The organism is Pseudomonas sp. 50_B (assembly GCF_017491625.1).
Taxonomy (GTDB): domain Bacteria; phylum Pseudomonadota; class Gammaproteobacteria; order Pseudomonadales; family Pseudomonadaceae; genus Aquipseudomonas; species Aquipseudomonas danubii.
This window is the reverse complement of record NZ_JAFGYX010000084.1, coordinates 1-539: the sequence shown is the minus strand read 5'-3', so window position 1 is coordinate 539 and position 539 is coordinate 1. Positions and strand designations below refer to the sequence as shown.

Genomic DNA, 539 nt, shown 5'->3' with positions numbered 1-539 from the left:
GTCCAAACGCGACGACAGCCCTGTCCTGATTGCCGAGACCGGCGGTCAAAACGCGATGATCGTGGACTCTACCGCCCTGCCGGAACAAGTCTGCCTCGACGTATTGAACTCTGCCTTCGACAGCGCGGGCCAACGTTGTTCCGCCCTGCGTATCTTGTGTGTTCAAGAAGATGTTGCCGATAAAATGATCAACATCATCAAAGGCGCAATGGATGAGCTGGTTGTCGGCAAACCGACCCAACTGACCACAGACATCGGCCCTGTCATCGATGCTGAAGCCCAACAAAACCTGTTGGCCCACATCAACAAAATGAAAGGCGTAGCAAAGGCTTACCACGAAATCAAAACTGCCGCCGACGTTGATGACAACAACTCTACCTTCGTTCGTCCAATCCTGTTTGAATTGAATAACCTGAACGAGTTGCAACGCGAAGTGTTCGGTCCTGTACTGCACGTTGTCCGCTACCGCGCCAGCGAATTGGATCAACTCATCGACCAAATCAACGCCAAAGGCTATGCTCTGACCAGCGGTGTACACA

1 protein-coding gene is annotated in these 539 nt (G+C 52.5%); it reads left to right on the top strand.

What is annotated here, in order from left to right; genetic code table 11:
* A partial coding sequence (locus J5M73_RS31005; RefSeq protein WP_207816872.1) for an aldehyde dehydrogenase family protein occupies window positions 1-539 on the top strand: 539 nt, incomplete at both ends.